Below are 21,478 nucleotides of genomic sequence, written 5' to 3' on the forward strand. Positions count from 1 at the left end.
CCTAAATAAAGTGGTGCCGACTATCCGAGTCGAACGGATGACCTACTGATTACAAGTCAGTTGCTCTACCAACTGAGCTAAGTCGGCACACTAAATTATGGTGCCCAGAGGCGGAATCGAACCACCGACACGAGGATTTTCAATCCTCTGCTCTACCGACTGAGCTATCTGGGCAAATCTTTTTTAGTATCTGAATCCTTAAAGGGATTTTCAATACAACTCCAAAAAGCTCTACTGAATGAGCTATCTGGGCAAATCTTTTTTAATGTCTAGGAAACTCTTCTTACTAAGCTAACTAGAAATTATTGGCTGACGCCTAAATTAAATGGTGCCGACTATCCGAGTCGAACGGATGACCTACTGATTACAAGTCAGTTGCTCTACCAACTGAGCTAAGTCGGCACACTAATTCGTGTACCATGCAGTTTCTGCATGCACCACATTGCTAATGCAATGATTTTAATTTGGTGCCCAGAGGCGGAATCGAACCACCGACACGAGGATTTTCAATCCTCTGCTCTACCGACTGAGCTATCTGGGCGTGCGGCGTATTAAACGGGTTTTGCGGTTCTAAGTCAACCCTTTTTTTAAATACATTTATCGTTTGCACAGTTTTCAGACAAAGCGGTTAAAATACCGCTTTTTCGATGAAAAAACGCCCGACTAGCCATGTTTTACTGTATTTATCGGTTTATTTCTATGAGTAAGACAAATTACCGTAGGCCTATAACAAATAGAAATCCACATCTTGAGGCTAATGTACATATAAAGAAGTGAAACAAACAAGAGGGTATGTTTTTTATTCTTCCGATATCACAGCTAAACGACACTTACCCACTCTTTTAGATTCTCATCTTTATATAAAGTCAAAATACAGGTAGCTACCTTGCGACAACTCTAGCACTGACCCTCTGATTACGAAGCTAGTTTACGCAGCAGTAGTTAGCCGACATGCCGGCCATTAGTTTACCGCAACTCTCATTCACCTAAGCTACCTATACCTAACTCTGCAAGCAATATTGCCTTTGAGCTAAAGTTTATATTAGCCACCGCAATTACCGTCATGGACACTTATCATTTAACAAAAGAATTAAGTAAAATTTAGCCTCTATCAAACCCCAGCCTTCCAAGCTCTCTTACCGAGACCGACAATGCACTTGTAACAACCTGATTATTCAGAGATTTAAAATAGTCTTACCTCTCACCCTATTACTACTTTTGATTGAAAAACGAGAGGTAAAAACTTGCCGAAGGTGATAGGATTACTACAACTACTAAGTATAAATAATTCTTTTGGGATTAAGCATGGCAAATAGCGCGAATACCAATGCAAATGGACGGATACTTTTTTTATTCATCGCAATACTGACTGTTGGACTGTGCAGCGCCGTAGGTGCTTACTTACTGCCAAAGCAAGCTGCAGTCTCTTCCGCGCCGACCGTGAACCTGCAACAGCAAGCAACAACAGTTGCAGCTCCCCTTGCTAAGGTAGTTACACAACATGGTTTTGATAGTGCCAAGCAGATTGTGTCCGCATTAATAGCATCTAACGAACATTTGGGCGCCTATTTGTATGTCAATACAGGGGTGGGACAACCAAACTTGGTATTTCAACAAAGTTCAGGTGAGCAAGTCATTGCATTGAATCGTGAAGAATCTTATAGCAAAGGCATGATGCAGGTTTACCACGTCCCACTGCGGTTAGATGAGCAAAGTGTTGGTGAGCTTATTTTGACTTATACCCCACCCGTTTCAGCTGCGTCATCAGGCGACCCGTTCTTTGCTTATATACTACTCGCTGTCGCTATTATTAGTACCTTGCTGATTGTTGTGATTACTGCACGCAAGCTTTCTGGTACATCGAGTAACGATACTGAAGAGCTTATCTCAGAAATCAATCATCTGACGATGGATAAAAACTATAAGTCGGCGGTTGGTACTTATTATAGTGGTGGCCTGGCTGAGGTTGCTAAAGCAATAAATGCACTATTAAAGCAAGTACAATCATCCATAGAATCCGACCAAGCAACACAAAATGAATTAAAACAGCTTCAAGAAAGTCTCGAAACTGAGGTTCAAGCCCGCACGCTGGCGCTAGAAAAGGCGATTTTAAATGCGGAACGTGCAAGTGATGCAAAAACCACTTTCTTAGCCACCATGAGCCACGAGATCCGCACACCAATGAATGGTGTAATTGGTACCATTGATTTACTACGTCAAACTGATCTTGACGGTGCTCAGCATCGCCTTACCACTATTATTCGCGACTCGGCTTTCTCGTTACTTGGTATACTCGATGATATTCTCGACTTTTCTAAAATTGAGGCGGGTAAATTACGCATAGATAATAGTGCTTTCTCGGTGGCTGAAACCACAGAGGAAGTCGCACGTGTACTTTCATCAGTAGCGAAAAAGCGTAAGCTAGACTTGCAACTATTTATCGCTCCTGACATTCCAACCAATTTAATTGGTGATACCGTCCGCGTGAGGCAAGTACTTTATAACCTTTGCAGTAATGCCATCAAGTTCACGACTACAGACGACTCAATACAAGGTTATGTAAAAATCTCCGTAGAAGTTTCGCAAAATACCTCGGAGCACTATACCTTGCGCTTTACCGTTACAGATAATGGTAAAGGTATGACAAAAGCCCAATTAAGAGAGATTTTTAATCCGTTTATTCAAGCTGAAGGCTCTATCACCCGAGAATTTGGCGGTACAGGACTTGGCCTTTCCATTTGTAAAAGTTTAATCGAGCTCATGCTTGGTAGTATCCATGTTAATTCTGATATTGGCATGGGAAGTGAGTTTGTTGTGGAGTTGCCATTTAGTGTGGATGGCAAAGTAAATTACGCGAACAAGCAAATGTTAAACGGGCGTTCCATTGCCCTACTCACCCCAAATAACGAGAGACGCACTATTTTGAATCGCTACCTATCATTTATGGGTGCAAACGTGATTGCCATCGATGAAAGCGAGATAACTGAACACCAGCACGAAGACCAATTAATTTGGGTGCTCGACGGCTTAGACGGCATGGATAAGGTCAATGAAGAGCTAAGAACCGTAGTCTATTCGCTAGAAAAAAATGAACAACAAGTTGTTGTATTAAGTAAAATGGACGAAGCTGCGCTCAATCACAAAAATATTTTCTACCTCAATGCTTCGCCATTGTGTAAGTCTAGCTTTATGACGGCCATCTTGGTCGCTGCGGGCTTGCATAAACCAAAAGATACCACTCCTTCACGCACTATCAACGACTTCTTAAGCGTTGATGAAGCAAGAGCAACCAACAAATTGGTGTTGTTAGTTGAAGATAACGTATTAAATCAACAAGTGCTGACCGACCAATTACACCTGTTAGGCTATGGCGTCGAAGTTGCGGAAAATGGTGAGGAAGGCCTAGAACTTTGGAAAAAAGAGCACTTTCCTATCGTACTGACTGATTTACATATGCCGAAGATGTCGGGCTACGACATGGTAAAGCATATTAGAGACTATGTAGAAACCGCAACCGATACCATTGAGCAACCATACATCATTGCCGTGACAGCTAATGCACTAAAAGGCGAAAGGGAGCGTTGTGAGGCTGGTGGCATGAATGACTATATTACTAAGCCGGTTGAGTTAAATGTACTAGAAGCAACACTCAATAAGTGTATTGAAAGCTTACCAAAAACACAGCAACCACAACAAAATACTGAGCCATCAGCCGCGCCAGTAGCCGTTAGCCAGGTACAGGCAGGAGACGAGCAAGAAGCAGAGTTAGAGCCTGCTATTGATGAAGCTATGCTTGTAGAGCCTGAAGTTATTGCGACAGAGGGCAGTGAGCCTGCACCAGCTATCAATATGGACATGCTCAACAAGTATGTAAACCATGATGAAGCGAAACGAAATCGCTTTTTCAGAATGTACTTAGAACAAAGTAGTCAGTTAACACGAGATATAAACGGCGCGGTGATCACGATGAGCCAAGAGGAAATCATTGAAGCTTGCCATCAACTTAAGTCTATCTCTAAAACTATCGGTGCCGAAAAAGTAGCAGAAACAGCCATCGAGTTTGAATCTTTGTGTAAAGAAGGCACACTTACCACCGATCAGCTTATTCAGATGCGTGATAAGTTGGAGCAGGACTTTTTAGCCGCTACAGAGTTTATTCAACAATATTTGAGCCAAGAGGCCTAATGATGTGGGGGCACTGCCCCCTCGCAACTCCAGCCTCCACTAGGGGCAAGCGTTTTCTCAACAAGGTAAAGAAAAATGGATCGCAGGTCGACCTGCACCGACACCTGCAATGAATGGTAAATATCAGCGATATTAATGCTCACGTCATTCATTTAGATATAAACGCCACCCACAAGAATGATCCCTCCCTGAATCACTGACCGCATTTTATTCGCTTTCTGACTCCAAACACTTCCCCTATTAATTTTCACTGAGTATACTGACGCGCTTTTTTAAATTAGTTAGTCGTTACATACAACAAACGCTAGTTGAAATAGGTACTGGCCACCCGTTCAAAAAAAGTACAGGCATGCCTGAGCTCAACAAGTAGATATCTGATTAAGGTGTTTACTCGGTGACTCGACAAGCAATGCCAATCTGCATTGAAAAGTGTTCTATTTACCGCGCATCGTTTCTAACGTTGCATGCTAAGTATATGGCTCATTATTCAGTGTTGATTGAAAACATTAGATGCAATAACGCATTCTTTATAAAAATGGCCAGATACAACACATTGATTAGATTAGGAAGTACATATGAATTCAGTTCCGAAGGCCGGAGAATTTCTGGGTCACCCTAAAGGCCTCTTCTTATTATTTGGTACCGAAATGTGGGAGCGCTTTGGCTACTACGGTATGCGTGCCATCTTAGTTCTTTATCTTGTAGCACAAGTACAAAATGGCGGCTTTGGTTGGAGTAATGCCGATGCACTAAGCCTTTACGGCACATTTACCATGGCCGTTTATCTTACTCCACTGTTTGGTGGTTGGCTTGCAGATAACGTATTAGGTCAGCGTAAAGCCATCATTATTGGTGGTATTTTAATGGCCGCAGGTCATTTTATTATGGGTATTCCTCACAGTGTTGTGGCAGGACAAGAAGTAAACGTCTTCTACCTTGGCTTAGCACTGCTTTGTCTAGGTAATGGCTTATTCAAGCCTAATATCTCAACGATGGTTGGCGATTTATACCAAGAAGGTGACAAGCGCCGTGACGGTGCATTTACTATCTTCTATATGGGTATCAACTTAGGTGGTGCATTAGGTCCACTTGTTGCCGGTTATGTAGCGGCAGTAGTTAACTGGCAGGCTGGCTTTATCGCGGCGGGTGTAGGTATGATCATTTCTGTGGTTATGCAGCTTATCTTAAGCCAGAAATACCTTGGCGATATCGGTAAAGTACCTTCAGCTAAACTTTCTCAACAGATGTCTGACTCTCTGACAAAAGAGCCGCTTACGAAGAAAGAAAAAGATCGTATTCGTGTTATTTTCACTATGAGTGTTTTCTCAATTATCTTCTGGATGGGTTTTGAGCAGGCAGGTGGCCTGATGAACCTATTCGCAAACGACTATACCAACCGTATGTTTATGGGCTTTGAGATCCCTGCTTCTTGGTTCCAGTCGCTGAACTCTATTTTCATCATCGTATTTGCGCCATTAGTAGCCATGATCTGGTTAAAGCTAGATAACAAAGAGCCAAACTCTCCTGTTAAGTTTGCCATTGGCCTTGTTTTCCTTGCGTTAGGCTTCTTAACTATGATGCTAGCACTTGCAACAGAGGGCGGCGAAGCGGGTGACACACTGCAGATCAGCATGATTTGGTTGGTGTTGTTCTATATGTTCCACACACTTGGCGAACTATGTTTATCACCAATCGGTCTTTCTATGGTAAGTAAATTGGCGCCACTACGTTTAGCATCACTACTAATGGGTATTTGGTTCCTATGTACGGCTGTTGCAAACAAACTTGCTGGTCTTGTGGGCTCTTTCATCGGTGAAGGCCAAGAAGCGATGGAAAATGCGATGAGCATCTTCATTGGTTTAGGTGGCGTAGCCTTGCTGTCTGCTGTGTTAATGTATCTATTAAGCAACAAGCTTGTAGATTGGATGCACGGCGCTGAGGGTAAGCACGAACCTCATACGCAAGAGCATTACCTTGCAGAAGAACTAGAAGTATCCGCTGAGAAGCAATAATATTTGCTGTAAACCACGCTAATTTAGCGTGGTTTACTTCTCTCTCAACAGTCAAATGTAAACATTTAAATACACTTAGCGTCATTTGACCTCTCAATTTAGTGATATGATAAAAAACCTCCTTTTCATGTTACCCCTCAACAAAAAGCATAAAAACCAAATAAAATCATAGTAATAGAGAGTAACCCCAATGAATATCCTGCAAAACTTCTTGCTATTTTCAGTCAAAATTTAAGCAAAAATAATTATCGTCAAGCCAGTATCAATTTTGTGTCTTTTACATGGCAATTGTGCAACTAAATTTACAAACTCTCCTACTGCTATTTACTGCCTCTAACTTCCCCTTTGCAGTAATTTGATTAATCATCCAGTCATAAATACTAACAAGTCACCCAGTGCTTAATACGGGAGTAAAACAATGAGTGAAGTAAATAATCCACTAGGCCTAGTCGGCATCGAGTTTACAGAATATGCAACACCAGACGCTGATTACATGGATAAGGTATTCACTGACTTTGGATTCTCAAAACTAAAGAAATTTAAAGACAAAGATATCGTTTACTACAACCAGCACGATATTCACTTTTTGTTGAATAACGAGCGTGAAGGCTTCTCGGCACAGTTTGCGAAAAGCCACGGTCCGGCAATTTGTTCTATGGGCTGGCGTGTAGAAAATGCGCAAAAGGCATTTGATACTGCGGTTGAGCGTGGTGCAAAACCAGCGACTGATTCAACACACAAAGACCTACCATACCCAGCGATTTACGGTATTGGCGATAGCCTTATCTATTTCATCGAAAACTTTGGCGATAAAGGCTCTATCTACGAGCAAGACTTCGTAGACCTAGAAGAGCAAAAGGTTGTTGAAGACAAAGGCTTTAAGCGCATCGATCACCTAACAAACAATGTTTATAAAGGAACGATGGAAACTTGGGCTAACTTCTATAAAGACGTATTTGGCTTTACTGAAGTTCGTTACTTTGACATCAAAGGTCAAAAAACGGCGCTACTTTCTTATGCACTTAAGTCACCATGTGGCACCTTCTCTATTCCAATCAACGAAGGTAAAGATGACAACAACAACCAAATCGATGAGTACTTAGATGAGTACAATGGTCCAGGAGTACAGCATTTAGCCTTTTTGACTGACGACTTGGTTGGCTCATTAGATAAGCTCGACAAGAGCACCATTGCCACCTTAGATATCGTAGATCACTACTACGACACTATCTTTGACCGTGTGCCTTGGGTTAAAGAAGATAAAGAAAAGATCAAACAGCACCAAATTCTGGTAGATAGCCAAAGCGAAGATTGCTACCTACTACAGATTTTCACTAAAAATCTGTTTGGCCCAATTTTCATCGAAATGATCCAACGTGTTGACGATGGCGGCTTTGGTGAAGGTAACTTCCAAGCGTTATTCGAGTCAATTGAACGTGACCAAGAGCGCCGTGGCGTGATCTAAGTACACCTATTAAATTAATTAAAAAGCAGCTAGCGATAGCTGCTTTTTGTGGTTTATCAAATTGCTATTACGACTTGAGTTTTTCACTTTTGACCATAACTCAAGTTGAAAGCCAAAATTAAAGGAAGGGCAATGTCTCAAATTAACGAAACACACGACATCCAATTAAAGAGTTGGGTAGCTAGTGCGAATGCGACTGGAACTGATTTCCCTATTCAAAACTTACCTTTTGCAGTATTTCGCCGTAAGAACAGTAACGAAGAATTTCGTGGCGGTGTTGCGATTGGCGATCAAGTACTAGATCTTGGTGCTGTTGTTGACGCTAACCTACTTTCAGGTGATGCAGCAGAGGCTGCAGAAGCGGCAAATGCCCCAGCATTAAACGAATTTATGGGTATGGGTCAACAGTACTGGTCAGCTCTAAGACTTGCGCTTTCTCGTGCATTACGTGAAGGCTCTGAACTGCAATCGAGCCTAGAAGGCGCATTGGTTGCACAAGATGACGTGGAATATGCTTTACCTTGCCACATTGGCGATTACACCGACTTTTATACCTCTATCTATCACGCAACAGCGGTAGGTAGCCTGTTCCGCCCTGATAACCCTCTGCTACCAAACTACAAGTGGGTACCAATCGGTTATCATGGTCGCTCTTCATCTATAGGTGTTTCAGGTCAAACATTCCCTCGCCCTAAAGGCCAGACTAAAGCACCTGATGCGGATACCCCATCTTTTGGTCCTTGTAAGCGCCTAGACTACGAGCTTGAGCTAGGTATTTATCTAGGTAAAGGTAATGAACTTGGTGACTCTATCGCGATTAAAGATGCTGAAGATCACGTTTTTGGTTTTTGTTTATTCAATGATTGGTCTGCACGTGACTTGCAAGCCTGGGAATATCAACCATTAGGTCCATTCCTTGCGAAAAACTTTGCGTCAACGGTTTCTCCTTGGGTTGTAACCACAGAGGCTCTGGCACCATACCGTACTCAATGGCACCGTGATGAAAACGATCCACAACCGCTGGAATACTTAGAATCAACGCAAAACCGCGAGTCTGGTGCTATTGATATTCGCATGGATGTCTTACTAGAGACTGAAAAAATGCGTAGCGAAGGCGCTAAACCAAGCAAATTGTCTGAATCCAGCTTCAAGCACAGCTATTGGACGGTTGCGCAAATGGTGACACATCACACAGTGAATGGCTGTAACTTTTTACCAGGCGATATGCTAGGTTCGGGTACGCAATCAGGCCCTGAGCACGAAGAAGCGGGTTCATTACTCGAACTATCACGTGGCGGCAAAGAAACCATTACTCTAGAAAATGGCGAAGAGCGTAAGTTCTTAGAAGATGGTGATAAAGTAATTATGCGCGGCTGGTGTGAAGCTAATGGCTATAACCGTATCGGTTTTGGTTCTGTTGAAGGCACTATACTTCCAGCAAAATAATCGCAATTAATTGTGAGTTAATCGCAATTTTATTTACTTTTAAATCAAAGGCATGATGATTTCATGCCTTTTTTTAGTTCTAAAAACTGGAAATTTGACTAAAAATTGTTAGAGTGTAGCGCTGATTTAAATCCGAGGTTGAATGTTGCAAGTACTCAAGCGCCTATATCTAAAGCTGTTTAAGCCAACTCAATTAATTGTTCGTCAAGACGCAACTGTCAAGATGTTGAAATTGCCATCTTGGGTTCAAGCTTGCTCGATTTTGATTTTGCTTGCAGTCGCTATGTGGATAGCCAATGCCTCGCTCAAATTACAAGAAAACGGTGACAAGCTCACTAAAGAGCAACAAAACTTTGCGCAGCTGCAAGCCAAGTGGCAAGCAGAAAAATCACAGCTTCAAGCACGATTAGCACAGCAAAAAGGCATGCTTGACCAACTGTCACAGCAGCACAGTGTGCTTGAGTCATTAGTTGACTCGACCCAAACAACTGACGACAACGTAGCGGAAGGCGAGCTAGAAGAAATATCTTCAGACATTGAAAATCCACAACCAAGCTCTACAGCTGAGTTTGCTCCCCAAGCCAGTCTTCTACTCATTCAACAACGACAGCTCAGCGAACAGCTTGGACAATCATTCAGCGCTGAAATTGCAGCGATGCAACAATCCATCGATAGTGCGGGATTACAATTATCATCTGATTTCTCAGAAGCGCAAGGTGGCCCCTACTTCCAAGCCGACTTAGAATTGGTAGAAGCCAGCTTTATTAATGCCATTGACCAATACGCAGTTTATGCGCAGCTATCGACGATGATTGGCCAACTGCCAGACACATTACCTGTCGCTCAGGAAAAATATTATGTCTCTAGTGCTTTTGGTTTTCGTAAAGACCCAATAACTGGCCGTCGTGCTTATCATAAAGGTATCGATCTCGCAGGTTGGCACAAAACACAGATCGTAGCCCCAGCCTCTGGCACCGTTAAACGAGCGGGGAAAAATGGCGGTTATGGCAATTTTATTGAAATTGAGCACGCCAATGACATCACCACACGCTACGGCCACCTTCACACCATTAAGGTAAAAAAAGGCCAGCAAATCAATAAAGGTGACGTAATTGCACTAATGGGCAGCACAGGAAGAAGTACGGCTACACACTTGCACTATGAAGTGATTCAAGGTAAAAAACACCTAAACCCAATTAAAATCGCCCGCGCATTCAATAAGTAACATCTAATTGCAATTACGCTGCGATAGTGAGGCATTCGTGTTTAACTCTTTTAAAAACCAACGAAACGACGTCCCAGCCATTATTGCTCAAAGCACTAAAGTCACGGGCGATATTGTCTGTGAAGGTGAACTACAATTAGATGGCACCGTCCATGGCAATCTCGACATAGAAAAACTAATCATCGGCAATAAAGGTTTAGTACAAGGTAATATCCAAGCCAATGAGCTGACTATATTAGGCAAAGTGGAAGGTGATATTCAGGCCAAACAAGTCACGCTGCTTCCCAGCGCTCAAGTTTTTGGCAACATAGAACACGAAACCCTAACGATCGAAGCCGGTGCGCACGTCGATGGAAAACTAACACACCGTAATGAGCGAGCCAATAACGTCACGGCAATTGACTCTTCTGGTGATCAAACCATAAACAATTAAGATCTTTTCGCGCTGATATACATATTAATGTCGGCGTGGAATACCTTCTCCCCTGCAGTATTAAAGACCTCCACCGGTACAACTAGCTCTTCTTTATCTTGCCATGCTCTTGGGTACTCTATTTGCGCCACGGCATGCAGATCGGTCTCGGCTTTGGCTAAGTATTGCACTGACATCCCCTTTGGGATCCAGCGATGGGTCTTATGGTCGATGGTCGCGTCTGTCATGACTCCAGCACATAGCTCCGCAAGATTACACTGTGCAATCGCATGAACCGTACCTATGTGGTTATGAATGGCTTTACGGTTGCGAATGGTCGCCCTACAAACGCCAGGCTTCAATTGTGTGATTTTAGGCTTGATGGTACCAAAGTAAGGAGCTTTACGACATACCGCCTTACTAAACATCCATTTACCAAATGGCAACCAACTCATCCTTTTATAAATTTTTAAAAGTGGTGCAGACATAAGATTTTTCTATAATGATTTTGCTTAAAATTAACACATCTGACCAGTTAATCAACCATCTACAATTATCAGCGAATAAAATATCTTAAAAATTTGCTAAATCGGCGCTTTGTCCTGTCTTTTCTCGTTCTCCACAATACAATAGCGACCAAAAGGAGACGCCATGACCCAATCAAACTCAAAAGCACTGATTTTTATTCTCGCTTTACTTGTTATCTTTTGCCCTTTAGGTATCGATCTCTATCTACCTGCATTTGTGGATATGCAGTCCAGTCTTCAAGTATCGGAAAGCCAAATTCAACAAACAGTGAGTATCTATATGCTAGCTGTGGGTCTTGGACAGTTGATAGCAGGTCCGCTTGCGGATAAATATGGTCGTAAGCCGATTGCGCTAGTTGGAATAATTTTATTTGCGCTTGGTGCTATAATGGCAAGCTATGCCTCCACTTGGCCACTCATGATGGTAGCTCGAGTGCTGCAAGGCTTGGGGGCGTGTGCTACTTTTGTCAGCGCCTTTGCCATTGTTCGTGATAGTTTTGGGCACAAAGGCAGTGGCCAAATGATCACTTACCTCAATGGTATTGTATGTTTTATCCCAGCGTTAGCGCCAATTTTAGGTGCATGGCTCACTGTCGAATTTGGCTGGCAGAGTAATTTTAGCTTTTTGTTTGGCTTTGCCGTTCTTGGCCTCATCTTAGTTTCTCTTATCTATAAAGAGACTCGCCCCGAAGATACGCATTACAGCGGTCATATCCTAGATTTGAGACGTTTTAAGCCGATGCTCAGTAGCACAACTTTCTTATACAATGCCGCCTTAACAATGCTTGGTATGGCAGCAATGCTGGTATTTGTGATCTCAGCTCCGGGGTGGATCATGGCAAAAATGGGCGGCAGTGTTTCCGACTTTACCTTTTGGTTTACTGGTAACGCGGCGTTGAGTATTGTCGCAAGTTTTGTTGCTCCCCACTTCATCAAACGCAATAGCCAAAAGTCATTAACTTTCGGTCTCGCCGTTTTTAGCTTTAGTGGTCTGTTGCTACTGGCTTTGCCACAAACTGAAATAGCGCATTTTGTACTGCCAATGTATATGGCATCAATTGGCTTTGCATTTACGATCGGAGCTGCGGCTGGTAAAGCGTTATCAGGGTTTGCTAAACAAGCAGGGACGGCCTCAGCGTTGATTGGAGTATTACAGATGAGCGGTGCGGGTGTGCTTGCAACCATGACGCAACCACTGGCACTGGATGCCCCCATGCAACTTGCCTTGCACTTATTACTGGCGTTACCTTTCTTGCTATTACTAGCCACAAAGCATCGCCACCAGCTTCACAGCGCAGCTTAAACATTATTTATCGTAACAGTAGTAAAATTGTCACAACTAACAATGATAATAATCATACAGACAGCATCAGTGTTAAGGACGGCGGTACATAATGCTACCAAGTATGTGAGCAAGGTAGCAATGCAGCCTGTTTAGCAACACAAACTGTTGTGTTTTAACTCCCAACCAATTCAAGAATGTCGGTCTTTTGATCGGCATTTTTTATTTTACTACTTTCCCCCAGCCTCTTGATGATACCTTGTTCAGCTCTCTCTTAAGATCTGGATAAAACGAGTAAACCTGTGACCACAGAAATTTGTTCATTTCCATTTCACTTCTACACTCTATAATGGATTTGGACAGTCACAGAAGGAGTTCATAAAATGAGTACATCGGGTTATACCCCACCTAAAGTTTGGCAGTGGCCATGGCAAAGTGGCGATGGTAGTAAATTCGCAAATATCAACCGCCCTACTGCAGGCGCAAGATTCGAAAAGTCCCTACCGCAAGGCAAACACCCGTTACAACTCTACTCCCTCGCAACCCCAAACGGCGTGAAAGTGACTATCTTACTAGAAGAGCTTTTAGCAGCCGGGGTAAAAGAAGCAGAATATGATGCCTTTTTAATTAATATCATGGAAGGTGAGCAATTTAGCTCAGGGTTCGTTGCACTTAATCCAAATTCTAAGATCCCCGCGTTATTAGATACCAGCACCAAGGAACCTACCAAAATCTTTGAGTCTGGCTCAATTTTGCTTTATTTAGCTGAAAAGTTCCAAAAGTTCATTCCACAAGATCCCACAAAACGCACCGAGTGCCTCAACTGGTTATTTTGGCAAATGGGGGCTGCGCCGCTTCTTGGCGGTGGATTTGGCCACTTCTATGCCTACGCACCAGAGCACTACGAATATCCAATCAACCGCTACACGATGGAAGTGAAGCGCCAACTGGACTTACTAAATCAACACCTAGCCACAAGAGAATATATTTGTGGCGATGAATACACTATCGCAGATATGGCAATCTGGCCGTGGTATGGCGTGCTAGCCCAAGGACACCTATATGATGCGGCAGAGTTTTTAGACGTCAATGGCTATGAACATGTGATCCGCTGGGCTGGACTCATCGCCTCAAGAGATGCGGTCAAACGCGGAAAAATGGTAAATAGAACATGGGGAGAACCTCATGAGCAGCTTCATGAAAGACACGACGCCAGCGACTTTGAAACCAGCACCCAAGACAAACTAGAACCATAACCTTACCTTGGTTTAACAAGGGTTAGCCTTATCTTTCGGGTTTGATTAATCAGATTTAATCAAACCCGATTGTCTGTGTATCAGAAAAGATAGTGTTAGCACCTTGCTAGAAGCGCAAAATGCTTTTGCTGGTATTCTTCAACGGATTTATAGCACTTTGGTCAGCACTTTCTTTTTAGAGCGTCGAACACATCTGCATTAGTGTTCACCCAAAGATATGAAATCCACTTTGTAATCTTCCGACGATCGCGACTAAACCGCTTCCCATTATCACACCTATGAGAAGCGTTCCGAAAATAAGACATACATAGAGTAGTGTCCAAGCACTGGAAACTTTTGACCCCGCCTGCTCCTCTGAAGTATTGTCGGAACATCGGTAGATTCTACGCAAACTTCTTTCCACCCCAAAAACGGTGCCACCGATCAAGCCAAAAAGCAGTGCGACCGCGAAAGTAATAACCCGATACTCTGGATTATCAAAACCATCCCATAAAAGAATAGCGCCGTTGATCCAAGCTAACCCGGTACAGCCCCATGAGGCAAGTAGATAGATTATCTGCATGCGTGTCATTGATTACCTACTTCGGAGAAACGACTATTGAAAAAGTCTATTAGCGCTAACGATTGTGCTTCAGTTTTATATCCTTCAATATCGTAAAACTTAACCACGTTTTCGTCGGAAAAATAGCTAACAAAGCAAGAGTGTTATCTCTTGATAGCTTATTAAGAATTAACCGAGATGTTTCTAGTTCTGGAAATTTCACTTAAACTCTCTTTGAATTAACGCCTCAAACACCGGGTTGGTGAAGTTGGCGGCTTTTTTGGTACAAAAAAGATGACAGCTTTACCAAGTCCGAGTGCTTTGACTTGTTAACTGTATTAATCATCTAGGCCCAGCTTCCTACTAAACCAGTAATAATCTTGATAATTAAACTCTTCTCCGAACAACTCATCTATTCTTTCTTTAATTATTGTGTAATCGTGCCTTGCACGACCTCTATCGTGGCACTGCCCATTATTTTCAATTTTCTGGGCCAAATCCTTAACCGCATCTTTATTGAATAGCTTAATAAATTTGGGGATGGCCGCCTGAAAACGTGAATCAGCTTGATCAAAGCTTCTACTTGAACCGTAGTAGGTAGAAACTACGCTACAAAATTTTTCCTGCCACTCTTCGGAATCGGATACCCGTAAAAGGACCTCAAATTGAGGTGGCGTGAATACGGGACGCTCATCACTCTTTATCCACTCTTCAATATCTTCTGCATGTTTTTCAAGACTTTCTTTAACAAACCACCCTACAGTTTTTCCCACATCGTCATCTCTTATGCAGTGCTCAACCTTGAGCTGAGCGGCTTCATTTAATATTGGGAAAAGCTCATGATTTTGAGAGAGAAAGAATGTTAAATATTGGAGAGGATCACCTGAGTTGGCGATATTACTATAAAAGTCAATATCACCTTGGATTTCGTTAGGCAATGCTGCTCTATTTTTCGCAGCTACAACCTCAAGTACTTGTAGGTTTATGAGTCTATTCTTATTACACTGATCATTTTCAAGTTTAAACACAATTTTCCAAAGAGAGCGGAAGATGTTAAGTTCCACTGGCTGAGTTGTTCGGCTGAAATACCTACTTTCAACATATTTTCTGACTTTCTTTCTATTATTGAGGATCTCACTAGATTCCGAAATATCGGCGAGTAACTCATTTAGAATATGTTGTGTATAAAAGGGTGGTTTAGTTAAAAGGTCATCAAGTGTATTTCGCAGAAGAGATCTGACCGTTTCTTTGTTCGGAGAGTGCAGCTCTCTTTCCTTATTCAGTACAGGGTGCGCCGATAGGTGCCTTTGTTTTTGCAGGTATCGAAGGTTTTCGTACTCTAATGTATCTAACAGGTGTGTTTTATCATTAACATCATCAATTAATTTCAGTTCCCAAGCTGATGATTTTGGATCATTACGCTGGATATCACTAACTTCATCTAGAATTTCCTTAGCTGAAGCATCATTGTATAAATCGATTAAGCTTTGTAGTTTGAAAACAATATCGCAGACAGCAACAGACCAGAGCATAACAACTGCCGACCTATAGTTTTCATTGTGATATGAAGACAAAACCTCCTTAAAGTAGGCTTTAGTCTTACCGTAATGAATATTTTCCGACATTTTTTCAAGTGAAAATTCTTGCATCTATGACTCTTCTACCTAATTCGAGGATACAGTTAACAATTTATAGTGCGCAAATCGCGCATATTTCTGATTTGCAATCGCGCACTTTTATGATTGATTTAGTTTTAACAAAATTGATAACTCATTGCCAACATTATTAAAAGTTCAAGTTACGATTTTTTGAGAAAGATAAAAATGCGCAACTTGCGCATTTTCTTGTATATGGGGGAAATAGCTCTGCTTGTTAATTCTGGTTTTATCTCCTGAAGCAGCTAAGTAGCTTGCAAGCACCAAAAAAGCTAGCAGCACCGTTTTCCTCCCTCATCACACCCGAAAGTAAATTGCCAATGAGTCATTTCAACGCATGGATGCGTGAAAAGCGGTGACAGGGACAGGGATGTCCCTTACACAGCGGTGACGTTCATATTGGCAATTTACTTGAGGAGTCAGTGTGATGTTGGGAGTGCCCTTTCTTTTGCATACTTGTTCTTTGGGCATCAAAGAAAAGTATGTCGTAGCCCATGGATGGGCGTCGAAATCGGTCAGGAGGACATATTAGCCTTACCCTCCTTGGTTAATATCAAAGCGCATCCATGCGCTCCTCGTTCATTCTTTTGAAACGACGCAAAAGAACGAACCAAGAAAACGTCGCCCCAGCATCACACTCAATCCTCAAACCCTAAGCCGATATAGTGCAACCGTCTTGTAAGGCACGTCCCTATACCAGACAAGACTTGGCCGACATCCTGTCGGCACATTGCATATCGGCTTATGCTTTTCTGGTGTGATGGAGGGGAAATAAGTTGCTTGTGAGATCGTCTACGATTTTTACGGTGAAGCTGTTTGCAAGGGTTGCAAAAACTATCAGCGTAGCCTCCTAACTCACAGTCTGAATCGTTTTGTGGGAGGCGGTTCACCCGCCGAGAAGTTACGTTTTTCTGGTATGGTATTGACCGTGCGTTCTAGTTTTTCTCTCAAAAGCAGCTAATTTTCCTACAAGCACCAAAAAAGCTTTCAGCACCGTTTTCCTCCCTCATCACACCCGAAAGTAAATTACCAATGCGTCATTTCAACGCATGGATGCGTGAAAAGCTGTGACAGGGATGTCCCTTACACAGCGGTGACGTTCATATTGGCAATTTACTTGAGGAGTCAGTGTGATGTTGGGAGTGCCCTTTCTTTTGCATACTTGTTCTTTGGGCATCAAAGAAAAGGTTGTCGTAGCCCATGGATGGGCGTCGAAACCTGTCAGGAGGACAACAAACCAACACAGCGAGATTCAATACCTCCCAAAACAAAATCGTAACAATTCAGTGATGTAGATTTCGCCAGAACTATGTATTATAAGCCTGTTAAAAGCTTAGGAACGGGTGCGCCTGTAATTGAAGCGAATGGATACTAAAATCAATAACTGTGCTTATGGAACTTTTTGCGCGAATGGAATGATATTATGATCAAGAAAACCGCCATCATCATTGCAATATTGGCAGCTATCAGCGGCTGTAAATCGCTGGTTTATAAAGGCAATAAACTTTACGAAGCGGGTATGTACCGCCAAGCTGCTGAATATTATTCACAAGCACTCGCGGAAGACCCCGAGGATCTTGAAGCAAAGCAAGGCTTAACACTGGCGCGAGACAAGCTTATAGATAAAGGTCTTATCGATGTGCGTATGCTTCGCTTAGCAAATAACTACACGGCAGCAGCGACCAGACTTGAGGAAATCGTAAAAAACCAAGCACAATGGCAGATGAAACCGAATGGTGCAATGGCAAATACCCAAAGAGAAGAGCTTGATTACGCGAGGCAATGGTTACTCGACGAAGCCCGCTCGCTCTCAAACACCCCCTACCCCGACAAGTTTAAGCTTTTTGAACATAACTATCGCCACCTGATCAGCAATGCGCAATTAGCAAGCGCCATGAGCATCCACTACGACACGCTAAGAACGCAAGCGCAGAAAAAGTGTGATGAACTTGCAGGACAAGTCAGCGGACAACGCTTCTATTTAAAAAGTTTCACCGAAAAATACTGTTTAGCGTGGCAAACTCCAAAACGTTTACGTGTAGATAACCAAGATAAAAGTCGTTATTTTGCGATGAACATACGAGATCGTGTCGATATTGGCTTGCGCTTTGGCAACTCAATCAAAGGACAATACAGCGCATTTATCTCAAACCTAAATACGGCATTTAATAACAGCCTCTGGTTTGATAGTAATGGTAGCCAACAGCTTTCATTAGAGCTATACGCAGATGCGGACTATTACCGTACCAGTAACCAATATATTCAGCGTAAGCATTATCAACAGAAAGTTGAACGACCTGATCCAAATAACTTAGATAACACGCATACCGCAGAAGTCACAAGAGAGTTCACGTATCCCGTGACCATCTACGATGAAAAATTTGATATCAATGTCAATTATGAGGCGAGTTTAGCCCATCGTTATATCAAAGGCAGTGCAAGCGATAGTAAGCATAACAAAACCCGCGCACATCAGGCTGATTTTGAGCAACTTAATATCACACCACTGTCTCCAGACTTTCTTAACCTTTCACAGGTAACAGAAAAGACATTTGACGAATTACTAAAAAAATTCTCTCAAGATCTTACGCTAGCTTGGAAGCAAAATTACTGTGGACAGGCACTTGGCACCAATAAAGGCGAAAATATCCTGCGCTGTGCCAAGCTTGAGCCCGAGCATGACTATATCAACCGTTGGTTTGACCAGCACTTTGGGATCAAGTACTCAGAAATGACGACTTTATACGGTATTTGAGGCTGAGAGTGAATTTTGAAACTCGCCAAAAAGCCGAAAAATGATTATATTGTGCCAACTTTATTTGTATTAGGAATTAAGCTATGCCAAAGGCAAGTGAAATTAAAAAACATGCCGCGATCGAGTATAACGGCCGCGTAATGATTGTTCGTGATATTGAGCGCTCAGTACCACAAGGTCGCGCTGGTGGTAGCCTATACCGTATGCGTATGTACGATGTAGTAGATAACTCTAAAGTAGATGAGACTTTTAAAGCGGAAGAGATGCTAACACTTGCAGATCTTAACCGTCGCCCTGCAATGCTTTCATATGTAGATGGTGATGAATATGTGTTTATGGATGATGAAGACTACACGCCATACCACCTGAATAAAGAGTCTATTGCTGAGCAATTGTTATTTATCGATGAATCAACGAAAGGTTTATCTATCGTCGTGGTTCAGGGCATGCCAGTTTCTATCGACTTACCTTCAAGCGTAGAGCTTGTGATTGAAGATACTTCTCCTTCAATCAAGGGTGCATCTGCTAGTGCTAGAACAAAGCCTGCAACATTAACGACAGGCCTTGTTGTTCAAGTTCCTGAACATATTTCAAGCGGTGACAAAATTAAGATCAACACCGCTGAATCTAAGTTCATGGGCCGTGCAGAATAAGCCCATTGCGCTTTTGATAGCGAGCCGTAGTGCTCGCTAGCGTATAAAAATCCCCAAGTTTTCTTTGCAGCGGTAGTGCCATTCTATAATTTTGGCCTTACTCTTAAAAATCGCGCGAAACGCGGTTTACCAAACTTAGTATATCCTTGATATCGATAGGTAATTTGACTACCAATCGGTGGTGGTGATGCGCGCTCTTCGTCGCTAAACCCTGTTCCGACTTTAAACTCCTTACCTTGTGCATTCTTCACCAGAAGCGATCCCATCATTCCTTGGTACTTTCCTTTACCGGGTAAATGCTTAATCACGATGGCTTCGTCATCCAAATACGGCTTATATTTTAATACGTTGGTTGTTCTTCCATCTTCGTGCTTAGCATTTTTAGCATGCAAAATGACCCCTTCACCACCTCGTTTTAATACACTATGGTAATAATCGTTTAGCTCCTCAACGGAGCCAAATGATAGCTGCTTGACGGGTTTAATGTGTGATAGCTCAGTATGGCTGAGAAGGCTTAAGTAACGCTCATGACGCTTAGCGAATATTTCTGTAGAATTTGGTGCGTCAAATATATAATAAGTCACTTGACGCCAGTGTTCGTTATTAGGGGCGTGGCGCCTTGCAATCGCACTCACAAAAGCGAAGTTATTGTACCCAGCCCACAACTCGCCATCTAACCAAGTATCAGGTAATCCTTGCGTGAACCAGTCTGGTGCTTTAATTAAGTGACCGCCACGCGTACGCAGTTGAGAGCCATCCCAAATGGCCCTCACACCATCGAACTTTTCACTAACAAGATAATTAGAAATATCTTCGTTGCCTTGATATACCGAAGCAAGCTGGATTTTTGTGTCGGTTTCATTTCCATAAAGGAGATTGGAAAAACCTAATAATAGACAGAATAAGAATGGTAAATATCGCATAGCATAATCCTTTGCAGTGGATATTTAATACCAGCGACTAGGTGCATTGTTTACGTTCACTGATATTAAAAATTAATAAATTTCATGCTTAAAGATTACACAACAATCGAAGTTTGTAAAATCAAACAAGCTTTGACTAAAAGGCCCCCTCTTTATAGCAATCCGTATTAGCTTTCAGGGCAAAGCCAGTCAAAAACCGCTTCGAGATCGGTAAATGAATGATCAGCAAGACTTAAATCTTGCTTAGCTGAGTGCATGTTTGGTACAACAACCGTGGTTAACCCAGCTTCTTTGGCTGAAGTTAACCCTGTGTAGGTATCTTCTATTGCCACGGCTTCATGTGGCGCAATGTTTAGCGCAGCGAGCGCTTTGCGATAAGGTTCAGGATGAGGCTTTGGCCGTTCGACATCGTCTTTGCACACTATCGCAGAAAACAGCTCTAGTAGCTGATAGTGTCGTAAAACTGGGAGCGCTTCTGCTCTGCTGCTTCCAGTCACGAGTGCGATCGGACAACGTTTTGAGGTTTGTTCAACAATTTGTTTTGCAAAATGCATTAATCTGGGGAGTACTTCCGCAGCTGTTGCGACAAAGACGATATTTTTTTCATCACATAAATCACGGGCAGAAGGCGCAAGTTGGTGCCTTTCTTTAAGTATATTGGCGGCTTTAAGCGTTGGTACACCCGAAAACTCATCACAAAAATCATGCTCCGTATAAGTAACTTGATACGGGGCTAACACCTTCATCCAACTTTGGTAATGGAGTGCTTCTGAATCAACTAATGTACCGTCAAAATCAAATAAAACTGCCTGAAAACGCATTTACACTCCTTAACTTGGTTGTATTAACTAACCGTTGATCCCTGCTGGTGGCTCAGCAGTAGCTTCTTCACCGCTATCAACTTCAACTAATGTATAGCCCCGTGGCTGTCTAATTACTTTTAGAATTGGCTTATCGAAAGCTGACTTCAGTCTATCTGCATCCGCTTGCAACTCTTCCATCGAACGACCAAAGGGTGCAGCACCCGTTTCAGACCAGTTCGTTACCTTGCCATTTAAGTTATATTCCACTTCATGGATTTGATATAAAGCCGCTTCATCTTTTGTCGCTTCACAATATATCACTCGATAATTCCAAAAAC

16 protein-coding genes and 4 tRNA genes are annotated in these 21,478 nt (G+C 42.5%); 10 read left to right on the top strand and 10 right to left on the bottom strand.

Annotated elements, in window-relative coordinates; all coding sequences use genetic code 11:
* Positions 1-11 precede the first annotated feature (11 nt).
* The 4 genes from L1D50_RS10910 to L1D50_RS10925 all read right to left on the bottom strand — a co-directional run bounded on the left by L1D50_RS10910 (position 12) and on the right by L1D50_RS10925 (position 541).
* Positions 12-87 (bottom strand) — tRNA-Thr (locus L1D50_RS10910).
* Positions 88-98: 11 nt separating this feature from the next.
* Positions 99-174: transfer RNA gene (locus L1D50_RS10915), tRNA-Phe, on the bottom strand.
* Positions 175-326: 152 nt separating this feature from the next.
* Positions 327-402, bottom strand: a tRNA-Thr gene (locus L1D50_RS10920).
* 63 nt (positions 403-465) lie between these two features.
* Positions 466-541, bottom strand: a tRNA-Phe gene (locus L1D50_RS10925).
* A gap of 764 nt (positions 542-1,305) precedes the next feature.
* On the opposite strand from L1D50_RS10925, the gene L1D50_RS10930 reads away from it, so the two are divergent.
* From L1D50_RS10930 to L1D50_RS10955, 6 genes are all read left to right on the top strand, one after another.
* A complete protein-coding gene (locus tag L1D50_RS10930; protein ID WP_239966035.1) occupies positions 1,306-4,185 on the top strand; it encodes a hybrid sensor histidine kinase/response regulator in 2,880 nt (959 codons plus the stop codon).
* Positions 4,186-4,760: 575 nt separating this feature from the next.
* Positions 4,761-6,197, top strand: a complete 1,437-nt coding sequence (locus L1D50_RS10935; protein WP_239966036.1) for a peptide MFS transporter — start codon at positions 4,761-4,763, stop codon at positions 6,195-6,197.
* Between the two features lie 418 nt (positions 6,198-6,615).
* Complete coding sequence (gene hppD, locus L1D50_RS10940; protein ID WP_128728562.1) at positions 6,616-7,662, top strand: 4-hydroxyphenylpyruvate dioxygenase; 1,047 nt, start codon at positions 6,616-6,618, stop codon at positions 7,660-7,662.
* Between the two features lie 132 nt (positions 7,663-7,794).
* Positions 7,795-9,108 (top strand): fumarylacetoacetase, encoded by a 1,314-nt coding sequence (gene fahA, locus L1D50_RS10945; RefSeq protein WP_138524834.1) that lies wholly within the window; start codon positions 7,795-7,797, stop codon positions 9,106-9,108.
* Between the two features lie 142 nt (positions 9,109-9,250).
* Complete coding sequence (locus L1D50_RS10950) at positions 9,251-10,333, top strand: M23 family metallopeptidase (RefSeq protein ID WP_239966037.1); 1,083 nt, start codon at positions 9,251-9,253, stop codon at positions 10,331-10,333.
* 37 nt (positions 10,334-10,370) lie between these two features.
* Positions 10,371-10,766 (top strand): polymer-forming cytoskeletal protein, encoded by a 396-nt coding sequence (locus L1D50_RS10955; protein ID WP_239966038.1) that lies wholly within the window; start codon positions 10,371-10,373, stop codon positions 10,764-10,766.
* Here L1D50_RS10955 and L1D50_RS10960 read toward each other — a convergent pair.
* A complete protein-coding gene (locus L1D50_RS10960) occupies positions 10,763-11,233 on the bottom strand; it encodes a hotdog fold domain-containing protein (protein WP_010606036.1) in 471 nt (156 codons plus the stop codon). The two genes, L1D50_RS10955 and L1D50_RS10960, sit on opposite strands and share 4 nt — an antisense overlap.
* Before the next feature lie 163 nt (positions 11,234-11,396).
* Here L1D50_RS10960 and L1D50_RS10965 point away from each other — a divergent pair, with 163 nt between their 5' ends.
* A complete protein-coding gene (locus tag L1D50_RS10965; protein WP_239966039.1) occupies positions 11,397-12,575 on the top strand; it encodes a multidrug effflux MFS transporter in 1,179 nt (392 codons plus the stop codon).
* A gap of 362 nt (positions 12,576-12,937) precedes the next feature.
* Positions 12,938-13,810, top strand: coding sequence for a glutathione-dependent disulfide-bond oxidoreductase (gene yghU, locus L1D50_RS10970; protein ID WP_239966040.1), 873 nt, complete (start codon positions 12,938-12,940; stop codon positions 13,808-13,810).
* 205 nt (positions 13,811-14,015) lie between these two features.
* Here yghU and L1D50_RS10975 read toward each other — a convergent pair whose 3' ends face one another.
* Both L1D50_RS10975 and L1D50_RS10980 read right to left on the bottom strand, forming a co-directional pair.
* A complete protein-coding gene (locus L1D50_RS10975; RefSeq protein ID WP_239966041.1) occupies positions 14,016-14,381 on the bottom strand; it encodes a hypothetical protein in 366 nt (121 codons plus the stop codon).
* A 308-nt stretch (positions 14,382-14,689) separates the two neighbouring features.
* Positions 14,690-16,000: a hypothetical protein gene (locus L1D50_RS10980; protein WP_239966042.1), complete on the bottom strand. Its 1,311-nt coding sequence runs from the start codon at positions 15,998-16,000 to the stop codon at positions 14,690-14,692.
* A gap of 1,429 nt (positions 16,001-17,429) precedes the next feature.
* On the opposite strand from L1D50_RS10980, the gene L1D50_RS10985 reads away from it, so the two are divergent.
* Positions 17,430-18,761, top strand: coding sequence for a tetratricopeptide repeat protein (locus tag L1D50_RS10985; RefSeq protein WP_239966043.1), 1,332 nt, complete (start codon positions 17,430-17,432; stop codon positions 18,759-18,761).
* Between the two features lie 83 nt (positions 18,762-18,844).
* Positions 18,845-19,414, top strand: coding sequence for an elongation factor P-like protein YeiP (gene yeiP, locus L1D50_RS10990; RefSeq protein ID WP_010606026.1), 570 nt, complete (start codon positions 18,845-18,847; stop codon positions 19,412-19,414).
* 83 nt (positions 19,415-19,497) lie between these two features.
* Here yeiP and L1D50_RS10995 read toward each other — a convergent pair whose 3' ends face one another.
* The 3 genes from L1D50_RS10995 to L1D50_RS11005 form a co-directional block, all read right to left on the bottom strand.
* Positions 19,498-20,337 (bottom strand): DNA ligase, encoded by an 840-nt coding sequence (locus L1D50_RS10995; protein WP_138521977.1) that lies wholly within the window; start codon positions 20,335-20,337, stop codon positions 19,498-19,500.
* A gap of 167 nt (positions 20,338-20,504) precedes the next feature.
* Positions 20,505-21,158, bottom strand: coding sequence for an HAD family phosphatase (locus tag L1D50_RS11000; RefSeq protein ID WP_239966044.1), 654 nt, complete (start codon positions 21,156-21,158; stop codon positions 20,505-20,507).
* A gap of 27 nt (positions 21,159-21,185) precedes the next feature.
* Positions 21,186-21,478, bottom strand: a 293-nt coding sequence (locus tag L1D50_RS11005; RefSeq protein WP_239966045.1) for a hypothetical protein, incomplete at its 5' end; no start/stop codon positions are given.

This window comes from Pseudoalteromonas sp. Isolate6 (assembly GCF_022398435.1).
GTDB lineage: Bacteria > Pseudomonadota > Gammaproteobacteria > Enterobacterales > Alteromonadaceae > Pseudoalteromonas > Pseudoalteromonas galatheae.